Source organism: Paenibacillus ihuae, assembly GCF_001368795.1.
Classification (GTDB): Bacteria; Bacillota; Bacilli; order Paenibacillales; family Paenibacillaceae; genus Paenibacillus_AQ; species Paenibacillus_AQ ihuae.
Genome location: NZ_LN831199.1, coordinates 353,437 through 361,409, shown reverse-complemented (window position 1 = coordinate 361,409; position 7,973 = coordinate 353,437). Strand labels below are relative to the sequence as shown.

Sequence of the window (7,973 nt, the reverse complement as noted above, 5' to 3'; positions counted from 1 at the left end):
CCGACAACGGGTCGGGCATGGACGCGGAGCAGCTGAATGCAAGCCTGAGGGAGCCTGTCTCCAGCGGAGGCTATGCGCTGTCCAATATCTGCAGCCGTCTGCAGCTGTATTACGGCAAGGAGGCGGCATTATCCTTCCGCAGCCGCCCATATATCGAAACAGAAGCCATACTCTCAATACCGATGGAAGGTGGAGTTTATCCTGAGCCACGCTGAGCCTATTAAAATATGCATTGTTGACGATATTCCGGCCGTTGTGCGCGGCTTGTCGCAGAGGATTCCCTGGGAGGAGCATGGCATTGTAGTTGCGGCAACGGCGGGCAACGGGGAAGAAGGGCTGATGCAGATCCGCAGGCACCGGCCGGATATTGTACTCACCGACATCCGCATGCCCTTTACCGACGGGCTGGAGATGATGCGGATCATTCAGTCCGAGCAGCCGGATATCAAGCTGATCTTTCTGACCGGCTATTCCGATTTCACCTATGCCCAGGAGGCAGTGAAGCTCGGGGCCTTTGACCTGATCGTCAAGCCCTTTACCAAGCCGCAGGTGCTTGAATCCGTGCTGAAGGCGAAAGAAGTACTGGAGCGGGAGCGCTCGCAGGCCGAGCAGATGCGGGGGATGGAGCAGAAGCTGCGGGAGAGCATGCCGTATCTGCGCCAGGAGTATATGCGTCTGCTCATCCGTTACGGCAGCAGGCAGCAGCATCTCAGCCAGCAGTGGGATTTCTATGCGATTACGATGAACAGCAGCGGCTTTTGCGTGATGGCCGCGGAAATTGACTTTTTTGCCGAACGCACGGCGGCCATGCCGGTGTCTGAGGTGGAGCTGATCCGCTTTGCGGTGCAGAACATTCTGGAGGAGACGATTGGCGGGTATACGCAGGGGATTGTCTTCCGTGAGCATGTCAATCAGTTTGTTATCGTGATGAATCCCCCTGCGGAGCTTGATGCGGAGCAGATTGCCGAGAAATGCCGGGAGAATGTCTGCCGGCATACGTACCAGACCGTTTCCATCGGACTCGGCGGGGAGGTGGAGGAGGCCGGGCAGCTTTCGGTATCCTATGCCCAGGCGCTGTCTGCACTGACCAATACGTTTCTGACCGGCGGGAACAGCGTGTACCGCTATGCCGATTCGCCGGAGGGAGAGGCTGTGCTGCCCAGATACTCTTTTGATAAAGAGAAGGAACTGCTCTACTGCCTACGTTCGGCTAATCTGGCCAAGGCGGAGGAAGAGCTGGATCATATATGGAGTGAGTGGCTGAATGCTCCCGCCCTGCCTGACCCGGCCATCGACAAGACGATGTGTCTGGAGCTGGCACATTCGATTCACCGTGTGTTCTCTGACAAGGCCTCGGACGCGGAGGTCAAAATGCTGGAGAAGAAGCTGGCCGACATGAACGGAGCGGCTTCCTTTGAGGAGCTGCGCAGGCAGATTCGTGAATTTTGCCGCCAGGGCTGTACCTATGTACAGATCCGCCAGTCCAGTGATGCGCGGGTGCTGGTGGAGCGGGCTATCGCCCATATCAACGGAAATCTGCACCGCAACCTTTCTGTGGCCGATTGTGCCAGAGAGGTGCATCTCAGCCCGAGTTATTTCTCCAATCTGTTCAAAAAAGAGATGGGCATGACGCTGGCCCAATATATTATCAGCCGCCGGATGGAGAAGGCCAAGGAAATGGTGCTGGAGGGTATGCAGGTGCAGGATATCGCTGTCTCCCTGGGCTATGAGGACCGTCCTTATTTCACTGAGCTGTTCAAAAAATATACCGGTATGACGCCGACGGACTTCCGTTCCAAGTACACTGCAGCCGGCTCGCGCGGAAACAGTGATTTCGTCTCCCCTGAATAGTTGTTTTCTCCTTCACTTACAACCCGGCAGGCATTCTATAATTTTTATATCAAATGAATGCGATTACAAAAAGAAAAGGGAGGGTTTTTAGATGAAAAAAAATCAATGGATGTTAGCTGGAGCTTCGCTGCTGCTGGCAGGATCACTGGCTGCATGCTCCTCGAACAATAATGCAACAACAGAGGCAGAAGGCAGCAGTGATAAACCCACTGAGCAAACCAAGCTGGTCTACTGGTCGATTGACCGTCATGATTCTGATTTCATTGAGCAAAAAATCAGTGAATACGAGGGGCTTAATCCGGGTGTGGATATTGAATTTAAAGTGATGGCCGATAACTATGCCCAGTCCGTGGACATCGCCTTCTCCAGTAAACAGGCGCCGGACATTCTGCGGGTGGATACAGGAAACGTGCCGACCTGGGTGAAGAAGGGCTATCTGGAATCCTTTGACGAATACATTACGCCCGAAATGAAGAGCCGGTTCGAGAACGTACTCATTAATGAGAAGAATACCATTGACGGCAAAATCTACACCCTGCCGAATATCGGCCAGTTCTGGCGCCTGATCTATAACGTCGACCTGTTCGAGAAGGCCGGTATTGCCGCGCCGCCGACCACACTGGCTGAAATGGTGGAGGATGCCAAGAAGATTACCGCAGCGGGTAAAGACATCGGCGCTTATGGCCTGGCCGGTAACTTCAAGAGCGGAAGCGGGTTTGAACGTATTGCCCATCCGATTACGACCCTAAGCAAGACAGTAGGGACGGAAGGCTTCAACTTCCAGACCGGCCAGTTTGACTTCGGTATGTACAAAGAGACGCTTGAAGCGCTGCGCCAGATTGTGGAGGACGGCAGCATGATGCCGGGTTCGGAATCGCTCGATATTGACCCGCTGCGGGCCCAGTTCGCCCAAGGCAAAATCGGGATGTACTTCAATCACTCTGTTGAGCCTAGCGTATACAAAACCCAATTTCCGACGGATATCCGCTGGGCTGCAGCGTTGCCTCCGACCGTGGACGGCAAGCAGAACGGTGCCAGCCAGGTTATTTCCGGCAGCTATCTGGCGATGAGCAAGGATTCCGGGCAGAAGGAAGCAGCCTGGAAATTCATCGAGTGGATGTACAGCGATGAGGTGCAGACTGCGTACCAGGAAGGCGGATACGGCGTTTCGGTTATTCCTTCTGTTGCTGCTGCAGCGAAAGCTCCGGATATCCCGGGAATCGAATACTTCCTGCCGACGAAATTTGACGGAATCTATCCGGCCACTCCATTCGGGGCTACGGAAGGACGCCTGGAGGGAACCAAGAAGATGGACGTATTCAACAGATTTATCTTTACCGGCGGGGATCTGGACAAGGAGATTCAGGATCTGAATACCCGTTATAATGCCGCACTCGAAAAGGCCAAAGCTGCAGGTGATACCACAATCGAAGCACAGCCGGACTTCAGTGCAGCTAATCTGCAGGGAAGCTTAGTCAGCGAATAAACCCCACCCGGCAGTACACCAATATTTCTATAAAGACCGCAGGCCGAGCCTGCGGTTCTTTATGTGTAATGGACTCTGGTCCGGCGCTCCCGCCGGCGATGTGCGGCCCCCGGGTGTTTTGTAGTATGATGGTGGAGAACGAAAGGAGGACGCATATCTTGGCAACGGATATTAAAGACCGTATTAATTTGCAGGAAATCAATTGTGAGAAGGAGCTTACACTCGCCGTCATCGGCGGGAAATGGAAGCTGATTATCCTGTGGCATCTTGGCCTGGAAGGAACCAAACGTTTCAGTGAGCTGAAGAAGCTGATTCCCCATATTACGCAAAAAATGCTGACGAATCAGCTTCGTGAGCTGGAGGAAGACCAGCTTGTGTTAAGAAAGGTGTATGCCGAGGTCCCTCCGAGAGTAGAATACTCTTTAACAGAATACGGGCAGAGCCTGCTGCCTGTCCTGCGCATGATGTATGACTGGGGCAAAAATTACGGAAACAAAGTGATCTGGAAGGATACGGCTAAGGCAGAGAGATAGCGGTATTCTGTGATGTGTTCACCGCTCATCGCCGCCTGCCGTGATACTTATATAGATTATAATAATGGAGGGAATAAGACATGACGCAAACCAATTACAGTCCGCTGCTGGACACCTACGATTTCAAAAATGGAATTACACTGAAAAACCGGGTGGTTATGGCCCCGATGACCAACTTCTCTTCCAATGAGGATGGCACGGTTTCCAAGGCGGAAATCGATTATTATATCCGCCGCTCCAAAGGCGTAGGCATGGTCATCACGGCCTGCGTGTATGTGAGCCGGAGCGGGAAAGGCTTCCCCGGTGAATTCGGTGCCGACAGTGACGAGCTGATTCCAAGCCTGCGTGAGCTGGCGGATGCTATTAAGGGCCATGGAGCCAAGGCTGTGCTGCAGATTTTCCATGGCGGACGCCAGTGCCCGCCGGATCTGCTGCCGGATGGCCAGACCGTCAGTGCAAGCAGTGTTCCAGCGGAGCTGCCGGGCGGCGGGCAAGGACCGGTGCCGCGTACGCTGACCGATGAAGAAATTCAAGTCATTATCGCAGATTTCGGGGCGGCTACCCGCCGGGCGATTATCGCTGGCTTCGATGGTGTGGAAATTCATGGAGCAAACGGTTATCTGGTTCAGCAGTTCTTCTCCCCGCATTCTAATCTGCGCGAAGACCGCTGGGGCGGAAGCCTGGAGAAGCGCCTGACCTTCCCGCTCGCCGTTCTGCGCGAAGTGAAGCGGGTCGTTAGTGAATATGCGTCTTCCCCGTTTCTGGTCGGCTACCGCTTCTCCCCAGAGGAACCGGAAACACCGGGAATTACGATGGCTGAGACCTTTGCGCTGATTGATGCGCTCAAAGGGGAAGGGCTGGATTATCTGCATGCATCGCTCATGGAGCTGTGGTCGCTGCCGCGCCGCGGCACGGAAGACAGCCGGCCGAGAATTGAGCAGATTGTTGACCGTGCCGGTGCCGTACCGGTCATCGGCGTCGGTTCACTGTACACGGCGGAAGATGCGCTGAAGGCTCTGGACACCGGCATTGACCTGGTGGCTCTGGGCCGCCCGCTGCTGATCGAACCGGACTGGGTACAGAAGGTAGCGGAAGGCCGCGCCAGTGAAATTAAGACGGAACTGGACCCTGCAGCGCAAGGTGAGCTTGTGATCCCTGACCCGCTCTGGGGCGCGATCACCAATACACCAGGCTGGGTGCCGGTTAAGGCTTAAGCAGGCCTTCGGCAGAGCATCTTTTAGCAAGGCACCGGCTTGATCACAGTGGCTGCGCCCCGCGTAGTAGTTAGCGCTGCATTCTCTGCTAATCGGCCGATGCATGATGCACGGTTGCAGAAGAATAGTAGGGGCGGCACCGTTAGGGTGATGCTTGTAGCATTTCGGTGGCTAGCGGACTGGAAAGACCTTATTTTCTATCTGAGGGACATTTCACGAGACTAACGGACTGCAGCGCACTTATTGCCGTTCCAGTAGCCTGATTTCGGGTCAATTGCCGTCAATAAGCGCATTTGGGTCCGTTAGCTTTCCGGAATGCTGCTCCAGACGGAAATAAGATCTCCTGAGTCCGTTGCAGACTGCAAAATCCTGATTTTTACATTCGAAGGCAGTTGTATAGTATGTGGTATAGATATTTTTCAGCACAAAATGCCCCCGGTTAAAGCATCTGCTTTTGACCGGGGGCTTCTCTGTTCATATCATTAGTTACTGTTTTGCTCAAACAGTCTGGCAATTTCAATAATTACGTTTACGGCCTTCAGCATCACATCGACTGAGGCGTATTCAAACTTGCCGTGGAAGTTTTCTCCCCCGGTAAAAATGTTCGGCGTCGGCAGCCCCATATAGGACAGCTGTGAACCATCTGTACCGCCGCGGATTGGGCGAATCACCGGCGAGATGCCGAGGTTCACCATTGCTTCGTGGGCGATGTCGACGATATGGCGGACCGGCTCAATTTTTTCACGCATATTATAATACTGGTCATTCATTTCCAGCACAACATTGTCGTCACCATAGGTGGATTTGAATTCATCGACGATAGCGGCGATATTCGCTTTACGTTTCTCGAAGTTCGCGCGGTCAAAGTCCCGGATAATATAAGCCAGCTTGCTGTGCTCCGCCGAGCCCTGCATGGAGATCAGATGGTAGAAGCCCTCATAGCCGTCTGTAAATTCAGGTGCTTCACCCGCAGGCAGTCTGAGATGGAAGGCCATGGCGATTTTCGAGGAATGCACCATTTTACCTTTTGCGGTTCCCGGGTGAACGTTGACGCCCTTGAAGCTGATTTTGGCGGCAGCGGCATTGAAGCTCTCGTATTCCAGCTCACCGAGGGGTCCACCGTCAACAGTGTAAGCATACGAGGCGCCAAAGGCGGCAACATCGAACTTATGCGGTCCGCGTCCAATTTCCTCATCGGGAGTAAAGGCGACTCTGATTTTGCCGTGTTTGATTTCAGGGTGGGCCAGCAGGTAGGCCATGGCAGTCATGATCTCGGCGATCCCGGCTTTGTTGTCTGCACCCAGCAGCGTAGTGCCATCTGTTGTAATCAGCGTATGCCCCTTGTATTCAGGCAGCTCCGGGAAGCTGTCCGTTGACAGGACGATATTCAGCTCCGGGTTCAGCACAATATCTCCGCCGTCATAGTTCTCGATGATTTGCGGCTTCACATTCGCTCCGGTGAAATCGGTCGCCGTATCCAGGTGGGCCAGGAAGCCAATGGTTGGAACATCCTTGTCACTGTTCGCAGGCAAGGTAGCCATAACATAGGCATGCTCGTCCACCGTCACTTCCGTTAGACCCAGCTCCTGCAGTTCAGACACCAGCTTGCGGGCCAGCTCCATCTGGCCGGGAGTGGAGGGGCAGGTATCGCTCTCTTCATTAGACTGGGTATCTATTTCCGCATACGAAACGAACCGCTTAATCAGTTCATCCTTCAATTCAAGTCATCTCCTCTTCATCTAACAACATCTAAGTATAGAATTCTCTATCCGTAAGCCAGAACCTTCCCGCAGAAACAGGCCGTCCGGCTGATGGCCGGTACAGCCGCTTTTTTGTGCCGCAGTTCTATATTAGCATGTTCTGTGCGGGGACTCATCTTTTGCAGGTCCATCTGCTTAAGAAAAATCTCAATGCTGTTCCTGAAGCAGCGGCTCCCGGCGGATCAGCGAGGCGGAGAGCAAATAGCGTTCCGGCGCGGAGCCGACATAGCTGAACGGATAGCAGGTGATCAGCGTAAGGATGGGGGTATCGCTCTCTTTAATCGCCCCCCGCTCTTCGCCATCTACAATCGTACTGCCTGTAACCTCATACACGAACTTGCCGTCTACCGTCTCTACCTCGATAAGATCATGTTTTTTTAGGCTGCCGAGACTGCGGAATACTGTATCGCGATGACCGGCCAGCACGCTGTTGCCGCTTGTGCCCACTACTGCGCTTCCCGTGTAGTGCCCGGCTCCTCTCTTCAGCTGCGGACGCTGTGTTCCTTCGAGGATGGCCACTCTTTTGTTCAGCGATGGAAAATAGATCTCTCCGATGACCTCGCCCTCTGTGTAGGTGGTGCCGGATTGGCTGGTGCTGGCGCTGGAATTGTCCGGTTCTCCGGGAAGGCTGACCATACCGGCAGGAAGCGGAGTTTCGTCTTCCGGGACGGTAAGGCGGGGAGCTTCCTCCCTCTTTTTCGCCCAATCCTCCAGGGCATGACGGGCTTCCACGGGCGCTTTGAAGATTTGCACGGCAGAATACACCAGCACACAGAGACAGAGCAGGAAGATCAGCTTCACGGCAAAAGCTACCCCGGAACGCATCCTCATACTCTCTCCTCCAACCTTCAGCCCTTAGGCTTATTTCTTCGAATTAAGTCTGCGCAGCACGATGATGCTGAGGATCGCTACCGCCATACTGATTAAGATCAGGTTATACCACGGTTCTGCTGTATCAGGCAGTTTATCGCCGCCATCCGGCGGGGAGAGCGGGAGCTCGTCATCATCCACCGTCACCCCGGGATCGGCAGACGGAGTAGGCGAACTGCCGGTAGCTATGCTTCCTGAGTCCGGAGAAGGTGTTGCTTGAGCATTGTCGCCGCCACCGAGTGGAACAGGTGCATCAGTT

At 54.1% G+C, this 7,973-nt stretch carries 8 protein-coding genes; 5 read left to right on the top strand and 3 right to left on the bottom strand.

The window, feature by feature from the left end; genetic code table 11:
• The 5 genes from AQR02_RS32575 to AQR02_RS21230 form a co-directional block, all read left to right on the top strand.
• Positions 1–215 (top strand): sensor histidine kinase (locus AQR02_RS32575; RefSeq protein WP_425340019.1); only part of this gene is annotated, 215 nt, incomplete at its 5' end.
• Entirely contained in the window at positions 190–1,851 is a 1,662-nt protein-coding gene (locus AQR02_RS21245) for a response regulator (protein WP_054942428.1), read from the top strand. The genes AQR02_RS32575 and AQR02_RS21245, both read left to right, overlap by 26 nt.
• Positions 1,852–1,942: 91 nt before the next feature.
• Complete coding sequence (locus tag AQR02_RS21240) at positions 1,943–3,337, top strand: ABC transporter substrate-binding protein (protein WP_054942427.1); 1,395 nt, start codon at positions 1,943–1,945, stop codon at positions 3,335–3,337.
• A 158-nt stretch (positions 3,338–3,495) separates the two neighbouring features.
• Entirely contained in the window at positions 3,496–3,870 is a 375-nt protein-coding gene (locus AQR02_RS21235; RefSeq protein ID WP_054942426.1) for a winged helix-turn-helix transcriptional regulator, read from the top strand.
• An 80-nt stretch (positions 3,871–3,950) separates the two neighbouring features.
• On the top strand, positions 3,951–5,084 hold the full coding sequence (locus tag AQR02_RS21230) for an NADH-dependent flavin oxidoreductase (protein ID WP_054942425.1): 1,134 nt from the start codon (positions 3,951–3,953) through the stop codon (positions 5,082–5,084).
• 482 nt (positions 5,085–5,566) lie between these two features.
• Here the strand turns inward: AQR02_RS21230 and pepT are convergent, their stop codons facing one another.
• The 3 genes from pepT to AQR02_RS32570 all read right to left on the bottom strand — a co-directional run.
• The gene (gene pepT / locus AQR02_RS21225; RefSeq protein ID WP_054942424.1) at positions 5,567–6,802 is read right to left on the bottom strand and encodes a peptidase T; all 1,236 of its coding nucleotides are present in this window, start codon (positions 6,800–6,802) and stop codon (positions 5,567–5,569) included.
• A 189-nt stretch (positions 6,803–6,991) separates the two neighbouring features.
• Positions 6,992–7,675, bottom strand: coding sequence for a sortase (locus tag AQR02_RS21220; protein WP_082452003.1), 684 nt, complete (start codon positions 7,673–7,675; stop codon positions 6,992–6,994).
• A gap of 30 nt (positions 7,676–7,705) precedes the next feature.
• Positions 7,706–7,973, bottom strand: a 268-nt coding sequence (locus AQR02_RS32570) for a hypothetical protein (protein ID WP_209444230.1), incomplete at its 5' end; no start/stop codon positions are given.